Source organism: Ensifer adhaerens (assembly GCF_001270265.1).
GTDB lineage: Bacteria > Pseudomonadota > Alphaproteobacteria > Rhizobiales > Rhizobiaceae > Ensifer > Ensifer adhaerens_B.
The window spans coordinates 1-12,382 of the sequence record NZ_LGAP01000035.1 but is presented as its reverse complement, the minus strand read 5'-3'; the positions used below and the strand labels follow the sequence as shown (position 1 = coordinate 12,382).

General features: G+C 63.0%; 15 protein-coding genes. 8 read left to right on the top strand and 7 right to left on the bottom strand.

Annotated elements, in window-relative coordinates; genetic code table 11:
• Window positions 1–54: 54 nt before the first annotated feature.
• Together AC244_RS30325 and AC244_RS36890 are read right to left on the bottom strand one after the other, a co-directional pair.
• Entirely contained in the window at window positions 55–351 is a 297-nt protein-coding gene (locus AC244_RS30325; RefSeq protein ID WP_053252549.1) for a hypothetical protein, read from the bottom strand.
• The gene (locus AC244_RS36890) at window positions 344–547 is read right to left on the bottom strand and encodes a hypothetical protein (protein WP_152976174.1); all 204 of its coding nucleotides are present in this window, start codon (window positions 545–547) and stop codon (window positions 344–346) included. The genes AC244_RS30325 and AC244_RS36890 overlap by 8 nt, the downstream gene beginning before the upstream one ends.
• A gap of 29 nt (window positions 548–576) precedes the next feature.
• Between AC244_RS36890 and AC244_RS30320 the strand changes: the two genes are divergently transcribed.
• The 3 genes from AC244_RS30320 (at window position 577) to AC244_RS35870 (ending at window position 1,719) form a co-directional block, all read left to right on the top strand.
• Window positions 577–963 (top strand): cupin domain-containing protein, encoded by a 387-nt coding sequence (locus AC244_RS30320; RefSeq protein ID WP_053252548.1) that lies wholly within the window; start codon window positions 577–579, stop codon window positions 961–963.
• A gap of 314 nt (window positions 964–1,277) precedes the next feature.
• Entirely contained in the window at window positions 1,278–1,511 is a 234-nt protein-coding gene (locus AC244_RS30315; RefSeq protein WP_053252547.1) for a hypothetical protein, read from the top strand.
• A 40-nt stretch (window positions 1,512–1,551) separates the two neighbouring features.
• On the top strand, window positions 1,552–1,719 hold the full coding sequence (locus AC244_RS35870) for a hypothetical protein (RefSeq protein ID WP_414735968.1): 168 nt from the start codon (window positions 1,552–1,554) through the stop codon (window positions 1,717–1,719).
• A gap of 39 nt (window positions 1,720–1,758) precedes the next feature.
• Here the strand turns inward: AC244_RS35870 and AC244_RS30310 are convergent, their stop codons facing one another.
• Window positions 1,759–2,790 carry a GlxA family transcriptional regulator gene (locus tag AC244_RS30310; protein WP_234717071.1) on the bottom strand — a complete coding sequence of 344 codons (1,032 nt, stop codon included), beginning with the start codon at window positions 2,788–2,790 and terminating at the stop codon, window positions 1,759–1,761.
• A gap of 118 nt (window positions 2,791–2,908) precedes the next feature.
• Between AC244_RS30310 and AC244_RS30305 the strand changes: the two genes are divergently transcribed.
• Window positions 2,909–3,910 carry an alpha/beta fold hydrolase gene (locus tag AC244_RS30305; protein ID WP_053252545.1) on the top strand — a complete coding sequence of 334 codons (1,002 nt, stop codon included), beginning with the start codon at window positions 2,909–2,911 and terminating at the stop codon, window positions 3,908–3,910.
• A 77-nt stretch (window positions 3,911–3,987) separates the two neighbouring features.
• Window positions 3,988–4,932: an MBL fold metallo-hydrolase gene (locus AC244_RS30300; RefSeq protein ID WP_053252544.1), complete on the top strand. Its 945-nt coding sequence runs from the start codon at window positions 3,988–3,990 to the stop codon at window positions 4,930–4,932.
• A gap of 151 nt (window positions 4,933–5,083) precedes the next feature.
• Here AC244_RS30300 and AC244_RS30295 read toward each other — a convergent pair whose 3' ends face one another.
• Together AC244_RS30295 and AC244_RS30290 are read right to left on the bottom strand one after the other, a co-directional pair.
• Window positions 5,084–6,196 carry an NADH:flavin oxidoreductase gene (locus AC244_RS30295; protein ID WP_053252543.1) on the bottom strand — a complete coding sequence of 371 codons (1,113 nt, stop codon included), beginning with the start codon at window positions 6,194–6,196 and terminating at the stop codon, window positions 5,084–5,086.
• Window position 6,197: 1 nt separating this feature from the next.
• On the bottom strand, window positions 6,198–6,590 hold the full coding sequence (locus tag AC244_RS30290) for a RidA family protein (protein WP_053252542.1): 393 nt from the start codon (window positions 6,588–6,590) through the stop codon (window positions 6,198–6,200).
• Between the two features lie 141 nt (window positions 6,591–6,731).
• On the opposite strand from AC244_RS30290, the gene AC244_RS30285 reads away from it, so the two are divergent.
• The gene (locus tag AC244_RS30285; protein ID WP_053252541.1) at window positions 6,732–7,628 is read left to right on the top strand and encodes a LysR substrate-binding domain-containing protein; all 897 of its coding nucleotides are present in this window, start codon (window positions 6,732–6,734) and stop codon (window positions 7,626–7,628) included.
• 95 nt (window positions 7,629–7,723) lie between these two features.
• Here the strand turns inward: AC244_RS30285 and AC244_RS30280 are convergent, their stop codons facing one another.
• Both AC244_RS30280 and AC244_RS30275 read right to left on the bottom strand, forming a co-directional pair.
• A complete protein-coding gene (locus AC244_RS30280; RefSeq protein ID WP_053252540.1) occupies window positions 7,724–8,017 on the bottom strand; it encodes a hypothetical protein in 294 nt (97 codons plus the stop codon).
• A 471-nt stretch (window positions 8,018–8,488) separates the two neighbouring features.
• Window positions 8,489–8,947 (bottom strand): MarR family winged helix-turn-helix transcriptional regulator, encoded by a 459-nt coding sequence (locus tag AC244_RS30275; RefSeq protein WP_053252539.1) that lies wholly within the window; start codon window positions 8,945–8,947, stop codon window positions 8,489–8,491.
• A gap of 152 nt (window positions 8,948–9,099) precedes the next feature.
• Here AC244_RS30275 and AC244_RS30270 point away from each other — a divergent pair, with 152 nt between their 5' ends.
• Both AC244_RS30270 and AC244_RS30265 read left to right on the top strand, forming a co-directional pair.
• Window positions 9,100–9,864 carry an alpha/beta fold hydrolase gene (locus AC244_RS30270; RefSeq protein ID WP_082367272.1) on the top strand — a complete coding sequence of 255 codons (765 nt, stop codon included), beginning with the start codon at window positions 9,100–9,102 and terminating at the stop codon, window positions 9,862–9,864.
• Window positions 9,865–10,295: 431 nt separating this feature from the next.
• Entirely contained in the window at window positions 10,296–12,071 is a 1,776-nt protein-coding gene (locus AC244_RS30265) for an SLC13 family permease (protein WP_053252538.1), read from the top strand.
• Window positions 12,072–12,382 lie beyond the last annotated feature (311 nt).

The window sequence follows — 12,382 nt, the reverse complement described above, 5'->3', positions numbered from 1 at the left end:
TCTTGAATGCGGTCTCGTTTATCCACGGAGAGGCCGCATTTTTTTGTCACCGCCTCAGCGGTGATGCGGGCTGCGCCGAGCGGGTCGGGCGACCCAGATGTCGACCGTTTCCATCTCTTCTGTCTTAGGCGGTATCCTGCGCCGTTCGCGCCACAGCGCGCATTCGAGCAGCCGGCGCTCGTCGCCGTTGCCGAGACGAAATTCATCCATGATGAACTTGGCCAGCCGGTTGGCGCGCTCGCCGCGGCGTGGGACGCGTGCGGCAAAGCAGGTCGCGTCGAATACCCGCTGCAGCATTTCGATGTCATCCGGACTCAATTCTCTGCCCGAAGCCTGCGGGAGATCATGCATTAGAACCTCCTTCATGGACGTTCATAGCCAATGCCGAAAGAGGAGAGGATACATCAGTCGAGATACGGGGCAATACGGAAATATTCGCCTGCGCCGGTCGCCGAGCGATGTGAGCCATTCCTGCGGCGCGTGTTTGCGCAAACACCGAACCGCCACGCGCACGATCGTTCAAGATCTGCATCTGTGCTTTATGCATGCTGGCGCTCCATCGACAGGAGGAACGACATGACGGATAGCATCGAGACGATCGATCGCAAGGCAATCAATTTTTCCGAGAAGCTGGAGATGATTGCGGAACTGTGGCAACCGCGCGTGGTCGCCGAGATGAACGACTACCAGTTCAAGCTGGTGCGCATCGAGGGCGATTTCATCTGGCACGACCATCCGGAGAGCGACGAGACGTTCATCGTGCTCGACGGTGTGCTGCGGATCGATTTCCGCGATGGCGCCGTGCGGCTTGGCCCGGGCGAGATGTTCGTCGTGCCCCGGGGCGTCGAGCACAAGCCGTTCGCAGAGAGCGAGGTGCGGTTGCTGCTGATCGAACCGCGTGGCGTTCTCAACACCGGCCATGCCGGTGGCGAGCGCACGGCGCAGATCGACCGCTGGATCTAAAGCGCTGCACGATCCTTCAGATTCGCTCAAAGCACCTTAAGCTATTGTTTTTATGTATGTCTTTATCGAAAAGCCGCTGCGCGCTTTTGCGCGACATGTGCTAGGGCGGGCCGTCGCGATCGACGATGCCTGATCGCGTCCCTGTCGGGTGATGGCCAGCGCCTGAACCGCAATCGCCATGCTCGAAGGGCAGGTCGGGCCAACGGCAAGGCATGCACGGGCGAAACCGGCAGCGTGGGTCAGTGCAATGCTGGTGTAATGAAATCAGTCGAGTTTGCCGCCAATGCTCCAACAATGAGGATTGGCGTCATCCCATGTGTCTTCTCAGAATCGGTCTGCTGGCATGTCACCTGTTCGGGGTGCCGTCCCAGATGGAACACAGCCGCTTCGAAGAGAGCGGCGGCGACCCCGTTTGGCGAAGGCATCGGGAAGGGGTGAGCTGGGCCGAGCGGCGGCGGAGGATCTGCGCCGACGGTCGTTTCAGCGATGGCCACGCCCGCACCTGCGACGAGCTGATGGAGCGGTACTATCCGCAAGACGAGGATTAGCGCATTTCCGGCAACGGCCAACAGCAACGGTGAAAACATCGTGCTCTGGGATCAGCTGTTCGGCACCTACTTCAATCCCGACCGGCCGTCTTCTGCCGATATCGGCATCATCGGCAAAGTATCGCGCAGCTTTATCGGCCAGTTGGTGCAGCCATTTTTAAAGAGCGGCAGGCGGCAGATCCTGGGGCGAAAGCCGAGCGCCGATTAACGGCGCGCGGAAAGGTTGCCGTCGTTGGTTTCAGGCTGATCAGGCGGGTACAGCGGAGGCAAGGCCCGCCATGGCCGGGCGGCGCGTGCCGTCCGACACCGAGAAGCGCAACCGGTACTCCCGCGGCGACAGGCCGAGGATCTTGCGGAAGATCTTGCGATAGGCGTTGGTATCGTCGTAGCCGCTCTGCCAGGCCACCTGCTCGATCGACAGGTGCGAGCGCTCAAGCAGGTCGCGCGATTTGGCGATCCTCAGCCGCTGGCAATATTCCGTCGGGTTGAAGCCGGTCGCCTTCTGGAAGCGCCTGAGAAAGGTGCGGTCGCCGAGCCCGGCGCGCTCGGCCATCATCTGCAGCGTTACGCCCTTGGTGTTGGCGCCGTGCAGCCAGTGCTGGATCTTCAGGATGGTGCTGTCGCCATGGTCGAGCTTCGGCGCAAAGACGCTGTAGTAGCTCTGCTCACGGGCGCCGGGATCGATGATCATGAAACGGGCGGTTGCCAGCATCACGTTGGTTCCGAGGAACCGGTCGACGAGTTTCAATCCCAGATCGATCCAGGCCATCATGCCGCCGGCGGTGATGATATCGCCTTCGTCGATCAGCAGCTTGTCGGTGTCGATGCGCACATCGCGATAGCGATCGGCGATCAGGTCCTGGTGCGACCAATGGGTGGTGATGGTGCGGCCGGCGGCAAGCCCGGATTCCGCCAGCAGATAGGCGCCGCCGCAGACCGAGCAGATGGTGGTGCCGCCGGCATGTTGTTCGCGCACGAAGGCGGGCAGCTGGCCCATGCGCCCGCCGACCGGCAGCTCCGCCAGTGTCGGCGGCAGGATCAGCGCGACGAGACCGGAGGAGGGGCCGGGATGGGTGTCGAGCGTCCTTTCGACCGAGCCATCCTCCTGAAGCTGCCAGTGGGTGATGCGGATCCGCGGTGCGTTGGCGCCGCCCTGTTCTGTCGCCTGCATGCCAGCCACCTGAAACATGTCCGTCAGCCCATGGACAGCCGACTTCAGCGCCCGCGGATAGACGACGATGCCGATCTCCGCCGGTTCGCTTTCGAGTGGTTTTGTCACTTCTGCCCCCATCGTTGTCAGCTTTGCCGGTCGAGAGGTTAGGCCGGTCATTCTATCAATTCAACCAGCGCTCCGGAGCGGAGATCGCCGGTCAACCGAGATGGAAGAGGGCAGGACAATGATTGAAGCAAAAGCAGTTTCCACTGGCCTTTCGCGCCGTACAGTTCTTTCGGCCGCCTTTGGCGCTGCGGCGACCGCCGCTGCCGTTCCGGCCGTTCGTCCGGCGAAAGCCGAAACCACACCCGCCAACACAACCGCCGCAACCAACACTCTGGGAGTAACAGTTATGGGCAGCCGCATCATCACTCGCGATGGCGTCGAGATCTATTACAAGGACTGGGGGCGTCGGGATGGCCCGGCGGTCGTGCTCAGCCACGGCTGGCCGCTGTCATCAGACAGTTGGGAGGCGCAGGCCTTCCATCTCGCCAACAACGGCTTCCGCGTCATCACCCACGACCGCCGTGGTCATGGCCGCTCCTCCCAGCCCTGGGACGGCAACGACATGGATCACTATGCCGACGATCTCGCCGACCTGATCAATGCGCTCGACCTGAAGGACATCTTCCTCGCCGGCTTCTCCACCGGCGGCGGCGAGATCACCCGCTATATCGGCCGCCATGGCACGAGCCGCGTCGCCAAGGCCGGGCTGATCTCGGCGGTGCCGCCGCTGATGGTCAAGACCGACAGCAATCCCGGCGGCCTGCCGAAGGAGGTGTTCGACGGGTTGCAGGCCGCCAGCCTGAAGGATCGCTCCAAGCTCTATCGCGACATCGCCTCGGGTCCGTTCTTCGGCTTCAACCGGCCGGGTGCCGTCGCCTCGCAGGGCATGATCGACAGTTTCTGGCTGCAGGGCATGATGGGCGGGCACAAGAACACCTATGACTCGATCGTCGCCTTTTCGCAGACCGACTTTACCGAGGACCTGAAGACGTTCGACGTGCCGACGCTGATCATCCATGGCGACGACGACCAGATCGTGCCGATCGATGCGGCCGCCCGCGCCTCGAAGCAACTGGTGCCAAGCGCGGTCTTGAAGGTCTATCCCGGCGCCCCGCATGGCATCACCGACACCCACAAGGACCAGCTCAACGCCGACCTGCTCGAGTTCGCCCGGTCCTGAACCTCTTGGTGCCGGCCGGTGCCGCCGAAAAGTGCCACCGGCCGGTCGTTCTCCGTCACAGCAGAAGGAACCGATCCATGACCCGCATTGACGAAAAGCCCTCGAGCCTTGACCGCCGTTCCTTTCTCGCCGGTTCGGTGGCGGGCGCCGCATTGCCGCTGCTGCCGAAGGGCGTTTACGCCGCAGACACCCACCGCTTCACCCATGGGAATTTCGATATCGCCGTCGTCAGCGACGGCTTCCTGACGCTACCGGTCAGTATCGTGCTGCCGGATGCCGCACCGGAGGAGCGCGACGGGATCATGCGCCGGCTCGGCGGCACGCCGGAGGGCGCGCCCTTCCACACCAACATCCCGTTTATCCGCACCGGCAACGACCTGATCGTCGTCGACAACGGATCGGGCGGCAACTTTCAGGCGAGCGCCGGCAAACTTTCCGCCAATCTGGCAACAGCGGGCATCGATCCGGCTGATGTGACCAGGGTGGTCTTCACCCACGTCCATCCCGATCATGCCGGCGGCACGGTCGGGGCAGATGGCAAACTCACCTTTCCGAACGCGCAATATTTCGTCTCGGAACGGGAATGGGCATTCTGGACGAACCCCGACTACGAGAAGGTCATGCCGAAGGCGCTGCATGGCTTTGCCCGCGGCGCGCAGCGGGACCTCTTCGCGGTCAAGGAGCGGCTGACGCTGGTCAAGCCGGGCGACGAGATCGTGAGTGGCATGCAGGTGCTCGACACGCGCGGGCACACGCCGGGCCATATCTCGCTGGAGCTTGCCGGCGGCGACGGGCTCGTGATTTCAGGTGATGCGGCGACCAGCAACATCGTCTTCTTCGAGCACCCGGACTGGCACTTCGGCTTCGATACCGAGCCGGATCTGGCGCTCAAGACCCGCAAGACGCTGATCGACCGGGCGGCCACGGAGAAACTGACGCTGCTCGGCTACCACTGGAGCTATCCCGGCATCGGGCGGGCCGAGCGGAACGGCGCCAGCTATCGTTTCGTGGCGGGGTCGTAGGGGCAGGGCGAGGTCGCGGTTGCCTCTACACGCACCGGCCCAACGTTGGATGAGGGGGGGCATGCCGACGATGTTCCTGCGCTCAAAGCAGGCCTTTTCGATTGCCATAAGGCCGAGGCGGCGCCACCTAGTGGCGCCGCCCTTTGTCGTCTCAAAGCTGAAGCTCGCCGTCCTTGATGTCGCTGATGGGCGACAGCATTTCCAGTTCCAGCGGACGCGCCTCGCGCTTCCCGGCGGCGATGCGCGGCCAGTCGGGATTGGCGAGCGCGCCGCGGCCAAGCGCGATCATGTCGGCGCCGGCCTGCAGCACCTGCTCGGCACGCGCCATATCGTGCAGACCGCCATTGGCGATGACGAACAGATCCGGCGCATGCTGGCGGGCAAGGGTGACCAGCGATCTGCCACCCGCCGAAAAGGCCGGTTGCCAGGCCTCGAACTCGGTCAGGTGCACGAAGTCGGCGGGGCTGGCCGCCAGTGCCTTGAAGACGATGGCGGCGCCTTCTTCGCCCTCCGTCCATTTATGCTTGTTATCGTTGACCTTGCCCTGGGACAGGCGGATGCCGACAGGCACCGCATCGCCGACGGCGCTGCGCACCGCATTCAACACCGCGAGACTGAGACCCAACCGCTTGCCGATGTCGCCGCCCCAACGGTCCTGCCGCCGGTTGGTGTAATCGGTGAAGAACTGGTCGAGGAGATAGCCGTTGGCGCCATGGATCTCGATACCGTCGAAGCCGGCGACCTCGATGGCAAGTGTGGCCGACTGCGCGAAGCCTAATATCGCTTCGGCAACATCCGCCTCGTCCATCTCCCGCGGCACGGCATAGAGGCCCGCACCGTAGTAGGAGACCATCTGCTGGCCTCTCGGCCTCAGTGCCGAGGGCGCGATGGTGTCGCTGCGAAAGGGATTGCCCTGGGCAAGCGCGCCGCCATGCATCAGTTGGGCGAAGATGCGCCCGCCCGCAGCGTGCACGGCATCGACGATCCTTTTCCAGCCTTCCGCCTGTTCCCGGTCGGCAAGCCCGGGCTGGTCCTTATAGGTCTGCGCATAGGCCTTGTCGGGATAGATGCCTTCGGTGGTCAGGAGACTGAAGCCACCCTTGGCGAAGCGCTGGTAGTAGCGCGCCATCCTTTCGGTCGGCACGCCGGCAATAGTGGCGCTGATGCGGGTCATCGGCGCGACGGAAAGCCGGTTTGCAAGAGTCAGCCCTTTGAGCGTCGTGCCGGTCAGAACCGGCGAGGTGACAGTGCTGTGTGCGTTCATCTCAGCGATCCTCAGCCAGCGCTATCGCCTCGATCTCGATCATCGCCTTCGGCGAATAAAGCGAGGAGACCTCGATGATGCTGTCGGCGGGATAGGGCGCTGAGAACCATTTGCGGCGCAGCTCGACGATCTTCCCGAAGTTCTCCATCGAACGCAGGAAGATCGTCACCTTCACCACCTTGGAAAGGCCGGAGCCGGCGGCGGTCAAGGCGCGGTCGAGGTTACGGAAGGCCCGCTCGGCCTGTCGGTCGAAATCGTCCTCGCCGACGATTTCGCCGTTGTCGCCGATCGCGGCCTGACCGGAGACGAACACGAAACCGTTGGCCTTGATGGCCTGCGACAGCAGGAACGGCGCGTAAGGATCTGGCTTGGTGATGACCTGTTCGAGAAACATGGGCTTATCCCTCTATGCTTGAGTTTTTCTCAGCTCGGCATCGTTGCCTTGGCTGTTGAGCCCAATATGATGAGGTCTTGCCCGGCTGACAAAAGACCATTTTTCAGCCGACAGATGAATTCAGATCATGTGTAGGGGATCATGAGGAAGTTGCCGCCGCTGGGCGCATTGCGGGTTTTCGAAGCGGCAGCGCGCCGCCTGAGCTTCAAGCAGGCGGCCGACGAGCTGAACGTGTCGGCGACCGCCGTCAGCCATCAGATCCGCCAGCTCGAAGAGTTGCTGGAGGTGAAGCTGTTCGAGCGCGGCACGCGCCAGGTGCGGCTGACGCAGGCTGGGCACACACTCTTTCCTGTCTTGCGCGACGGGCTCGACCGCTTCGAGCAGGCGATCGGCGAAGTCAGGCGCAACCGCGACACCAATGTGGCGCGGCTGACCTCCACCGTCGCCTTCGTCGCGAAGCGGCTGGCGCCGCTCGCCGGCAGCTTTCGCGATGCCCATCCGGACTGGAACCTGCGGCTTGATGCCTCGAACAGGACGGTGGACCTCGACGCGGATGCCGACGCGGCCATCCGCTATGGCGACGGGCAGTATCCCGGCCTGCTTTGCGAACCGCTTTTTGCCGATCGTTTCGCGCCGGTCTGCGCGCCGCGGCTGGTGCCGGCGTCTCTTGATGCACTGAGAGAGGCGACGCTCGTTCATTTCGATTGGGGGCCGGCCCGGCGCGACGACGCGCGGGCGCCCGTCTGGCGTCAATGGCTGGAGCGCGCCGGCGTCGGCAGCATCGACCCGGCTGGCGGCCTGTCCTTCACCGACGAGATCCATGCGGTGCAATCGGTCGTTGCCGGGCAGGGCATCGGACTTTTGAGCCTGACACTGGTTGCCGAGGAGCTCGCCTCCGGCATTCTCGTCCAGCCTTTTGCGCTGTCGCTCGAAAGCTACCGCTATGATTTCGTCTATAGTCCGCGGGCGGCCGAGAGGCCGGCAACGCAGGTGCTTAGGGATTGGGTACTGCAGCAGTTCAAGGGCGGGAATCGTTGAAGCCGCATAGCCGCGGTTAAAAAGAGCACGCGGCTGCGACAGGGCTCAGCTCGGGGGACGGGTTCCCCAGCTGGTCGTGGCGAGCATGGTGAAGCTCAGTCGAAGTCACCGAAGACGTCGATGTTCCTCCAGCGCCGGCTGGTCAGGCGCAAAGAACGATCCGGTTCGATCACATAGGTCTCGAAGACCTGGCGGCCAAACTGGTCGAAGAACTGGTGCGGCACGATGCTGCCGACCGGCGCCTTCGTCAGCTTGGTGCGCGGCTGGCCGCCATAGGTGATGCTGCCGGGGATGGGCTCAAGGTTCGGCGAGTAGCCATAGGTTTGGACGCCGGTGGTGCAGCCACTGAGAAGCAGGGCGACGGTAAGGGCGGCAAGGGCGTGTTTCATGTCGACGATCCTCGATGATGCAGGATGCGGAATGGATTTCTGCCAGACGCCATGTGCGACTCTCAGGGCGCGCGATTTATTCCCGCTTTCGCGGGCGTTTGTCCAACACCGTTCTCTAAAGTGTAGCGCGCCAAAGGAAATTTCCAAGTTCGGGGAGTGCGCGGTTGCCGGTGATGACTGCCTCCTTGCGCCGCGCAGCTAGGGTCAGGACCTATTAAATTCATTCATTCTGCGTGGTGGATTTCGTGTCTGACAAGGAGGGAAGATGCAGGAAATGCGTGAACATTTTCAAATCTTTCCGACGCGGTCAGGCGCGAAATCCGCCTCGCCCTTCGGGTTCAGCTCCATGGGCCGTCTGATCGCAAACAATGCTCGACAAGACCTTCGGGTCTTGCCTTGCGCTTGTTTCCTTCCATCCAATCCCATGGACCTGAACAGAATGGATGAATTTAATAGGTCCTGACCCTAGACCTAACCGCGGATGTTCGGCTCTTCTTCCCGTGTCAGGCCGTCGCGCAGCATCTGGACCTTTTCGTTGAGATCGATCATCTCCGGCACGGTGAACCCGGACCGACGCAGCAGTGTGTCGGTGAGGCATGCGGTCTTGGGGTGAAGCTCCTTGCCCTTCTCAGTCAGGAAGACCTCGACCAGCCGCTCGTCGGCCGTGCTTCTTCGTCTTGAAAGGAAGCCCGCCGCCTCGAGCCGCTTGACCGCGGGGGTGATGGTGCTCGGCTCCAAACCGAGCCGGTCGGCAATCGCCGATATGCTCAGGCCGTCCTGTTCCCACAGCGCGCTGACGGCGAGATACTGCGTATAGGTCACGCCGAGTGCGTCGAGCATCGGCTTGTAGGCGCGATTGATGGCGATCGCAGCTGAGTAGATCGAGAAGCAGAGCTGGCTGTCGAGTGGAAGCGGCGCCGGGGTGGTCATCGGTCATCTCCAATTTTGTCCGTGGCTTTTCATCAGCTTAGCACGAAAACCATTATCGCGATAATAAAATGCTGGACAGCCGGTTCAGCGAGGCGTAATTAATAATTATCGCGATAATGATTGTCGCGCTAACAAATTAAGGAGTTGCGCAAATGTTGAAGAAGACTCTGCTTGCCGCCGCCGCATCGCTGACATTGGCCGCTACCGGCACCACCGCGTTCGCCGCAGAGGCGGGGGCAAAGAATGTCGTTCTGGTTCATGGCGCCTTCGCCGATGGCACCGGATGGAGGGGGGTCTATGACATCCTGAAGAAGGACGGCTACAACGTCAGCATCGTCCAGAACACGACAACGTCGCTTGCTGCCGACGTTGCGGCCACCAGGCAGGCGATCGACAAGAGTGAGGGGCCGGTCGTGTTGGTCGGCCATTCCTATGGCGGCGTCGTCATCAGCGAAGCCGGCACCCATGAGAAGGTCCAATCGGTTGTCTATATCGCCGCCTTCGCACCGGATAAGGGCGAGTCTGTCTCCTCCCTGATCGCCAACCCGCCGGCCGGCGCGCCGGTGCCGCCGATCCTGCCCCCGGTCGATGGCTTCCTGTTCCTCGACAAGGCAAAGTTCGCCGCATCGTTTGCCGCGGACGTCGATGCCGAGACGGCTGCATTCATGGCCGATTCCCAGGTTCCGTGGGGTGTTGAAGCGCTGGCCGGTGCCGTGACCGACCCGGCCTGGAAGACGAAGCCGAGCTACTATCTGGTTGCGGGTGGGGATCGCATGATCCCGCCGGCCGCCCAGCTGATGATGGCAAAGCGCGCAGGCGCCACCGTCGTCGAAGTGCCCGGCAGTCATGCCATCTATGTCTCCAATCCCAAGGCCGTCGCCGATCTCATCGAGAAGGCTGCGGAAACCGCCAACTGATCGCGCGGCGAGCCACGCAGGAGGCATTCAACCAGAGACAGGGCCGGGAGAGGGGATCTCCCGGCCCTGAGATTGCTGACAAATCTTGAGAATGCCCGTTTGACGAGAGGCTCATCCAGTTCCCCCTCATTCCGGTCTTGTGCCGGAATCCTGTGTATTGAGCGTGTGTTATAAGGGATGCGGGCGGAAGGCCGTCTGTGGATCGTTGCATCTGCCGATCCGGCTCTTCTGGCGTTCGGGCCGGCCCCGAGGTTGCCCGCCAGCCACGGGGCGTTTCGCCCTCATACCCAGATTTGTCGCCGGGGCGAATTCCGATTTGGCGAAACATGCGGTAGTCCTTGGGTGAACTTCCCCGCGGATTGCGCGTTAGGCCCATGCGCCTGTCGCGTGCTCGGTGCCACCGCCCAGTCCTTCTGCCCAACAGGTATTGCATGACCGCCGAACAGTCACTCGCGTTTATCGTCATCGGCACCATGATGGCATTCTTCATCTGGGGGCGGTTTCGATATGACGTGATTGCCTGTTCCGCCCTGATGCTTTCGGTTGCCGTCGGCATCGTGCCTTTCGATCACGCCTTCGACGGCTTCAGCGATGATATCGTCATCATCGTCGGCAGCGCGCTGATCGTCAGCGCCGGGGTGGCGCGCTCCGGTGTCGTGGATGCGGCGATCCAGCGCTTTCTGCCGAATATATCCTCGGTCCGGGCGCAGCTGGCGCTGCTCGTCATCACGGTCACGATCCTCTCCGCCTTCATCAAGAATATCGGCGCGCTGGCGATCATGATCCCGGTCGCTTTCCAGTTCGCCCGCCGTTCCGGCGTCACGCCTTCGGTGTTCCTGATGCCGATGGCGTTCGGTTCGCTGATCGGCGGGCTGATGACCCAGGTCGGCACGTCGCCCAATATCGTGGTTTCGCGCGTGCGCCAGGAACTGACGGGCGAGAGCTTCACCATGTTCGATTTCACCCCCGTCGGCGCCACGCTTGCTGCCGTCGGCGTCGTCTTCCTGCTGTTTGCCTACAGGCTGGTGCCACAGCGAACGAGCCAGCATGTCTCGGTGCAGGCGGCGATCGAGATCACCGATTATACCTCGGAGGCGGTGGTCGCGGCCGGCTCTCCCGTCATCGGCAAATCGCTCAGCCACCTCGTCAAGATCGGCGATGGCGGCGCGGTCGTCATCGCCGTCTTCCGGCGCGGCCTGCATGTGGCGCCGCTGCCCGACATCAAGCTTGAGGCCGACGACATCCTGCTGCTCGAAGGCGGCCCGGACGCGCTCGACCGCATCGTCTCGCAGGCCAAGCTGAAGATCTCCGGCGACCGTTCGCCGTCGTCGAGCGACAAGACCGGTGCGGAGATCGAGGCTGTCGAAGCGGTGATCGTCAGCGGCTCGCCGCTCGAAGGCATGAGCGCGCAGCGCCTGGCGCTGTTCAACACCCACAACATCAACCTGCTCGCCGTCAGCCGGCAGGGCGAACGACTGAAGCAGCGGCTCGGCAGCATCCGCTTAAGGGCCGGTGACATCGTCGTGCTGCAGGGCGCGCGCCGCGAGCTGCCGTCGTTCCTGCAGGATTTCGGCTGCCTGCCGCTCGCCCAGCGCGAGATCCTGCTCGGCACCATCCGCAAGGCGACGCTGCCGCTTCTTGTTCTCGCCGCCGCCATGGGCTCGACCGCCGTCGGCCTGGTGCCGATCCCGATCGCCTTCTTCGCCGCAGCCCTTGCCATGGTCGTCTTCCGCATCATTCCGCTGCGCGACGTCTATCGCTCGGTCGATGGGCCGATCCTGGTGATGCTGGCAGCACTGATCCCGGTCAGCGATTCGCTCCGCACCACGGGGGGCACCGACGTCATCGCCAGCTGGCTCGGCACGGTTGCCGCAGGCCTGCCGCCTGCCGGCGCGCTGACGCTGATCCTGCTTGCGGCGATGGCGGTGACGCCGTTCCTCAACAATGCCGCGACCGTGCTGGTCATGGCGCCGATCGCCGCCAGTTTTGCGACCACGCTCGGTTACCGCCCCGAAGCCTTTCTCATGGCTGTGGCGATCGGTGCCGGCTGCGATTTCCTGACCCCGATCGGCCACCAGTGCAACACGCTGGTCATGGGCCCCGGCGGCTACAAGTTCAGTGATTATCCGCGCCTCGGCCTGCCGCTCTCGGTGGTGATCGTCATTGTCAGCGTGCCGACGCTGATTGCCGTCTGGCCGCTGCGTTAATCGCTTGACGCAACGGAAGAATGCCTGAACCTCGGTGCTTTGGCCTTGATGGTCAGGCAGTATCTCGAAGAGCGCCCCGACGGCCTGATGGATAGCTATGCCATGTCGGCTGGCGAGCACGCAATTGAGGCGCTAGCGGACTTTGGCGATATGGAGAAGGTCGCTGTCGGCCGCATATTTGCGGCATTCCTAAGAAACAATCAGGCGGGCGTTGGCGCGGGCTGTAGGACATACCCAAGCGACTTTGCCCTCCGCTGGAGATTAGTCAGGATGCGTCGGCGGTAATTCTCCTCGTAGTGGGAGGCTCCCGG